The sequence below is a fragment of the Catalinimonas locisalis genome (assembly GCF_038039535.1).
GTDB lineage: Bacteria > Bacteroidota > Bacteroidia > Cytophagales > Cyclobacteriaceae > Catalinimonas.
The window spans coordinates 1-857 of record NZ_JBBPHP010000116.1; the positions used below are offsets into that span (position 1 = coordinate 1).

General features: G+C 42.1%; 2 protein-coding genes. Both read right to left on the bottom strand.

Annotation, left to right across the window (positions count from 1 at the left end; genetic code table 11):
* Positions 1-351, bottom strand: a 351-nt coding sequence (locus tag WJR50_RS34125; protein WP_445223522.1) for a transposase, incomplete at its 3' end; no start/stop codon positions are given.
* Positions 352-462: 111 nt separating this feature from the next.
* The coding region (locus WJR50_RS34130; RefSeq protein WP_341297803.1) for a DUF1153 domain-containing protein at positions 463-857 on the bottom strand (395 nt) is incomplete at its 5' end.

Sequence of the window (857 nt, forward strand, 5' to 3'; positions counted from 1 at the left end):
ATGCCATCCTACAATTTTGCGAGAATATGCGTCTGTAACCAGGCTTAGGTAAGCGAATCCATTACCTACTGGTATGTAGGTAATGTCTGAGACATATAACTGATTGATTCCGGAGACTTCCAGTCCTTCAGTCAGGTTTTTATATCGCTTATAACCATGATCTGAATAAGTAGTACGCGTCCGCCTTTTCTTAAAAGATATATGCATGTCAGCTTTACGCAAAACTTCATGGAGCTTGTCACGGCCCATTTTGATACCATGCTTTTTGCGGTAGGATACCGTCATATGGTGAAGCCTTCGTGTACCAGTACCAGGGAGATCCTGTCGTATTTTCTTCACTTTCTCGATCATCAGATGATCTCTTACATCTTGCTGTTCTTTGCGTTTTACTGCTTTATAGTAGGCATGTCTGGTGAGGCCAAGGTGGCCCCGCCAAACAATCCGCAGAGTACCCTTAAGCCTTCAGAAGGGTATCTGAGCTTCATTTTTTGGACTGTCTGGCGCGGGGCGCCCCGCGCCACGCTTTTTTTCAATCTGAATGTTAAATTCTTCCTCAGCAATGTTAATCATAGTTTCATAAGCTTCACGCTTAAGCTTTTCATATTTGGCCTGTTGCTGAGATTCTTTGAGCTGGCGTTCAAGTAATTTGATCTTTTCCTTATCGGTTAATTTTTTTGTAGCCATAGCATCTGGATTTTGATAGGGTTGGACAAAATATCTATCGTACCAACGCTGCCACTCATGAAGGAGTTTGAGAGAAATACTGAACTTATTACAGGCTTCTTCTTCAGAAAGTAAGCCCGTAGCCACAAATTGAACTGCTTTTTTCTTGGTTCTGAGAGGGAAATAAGGTTTTT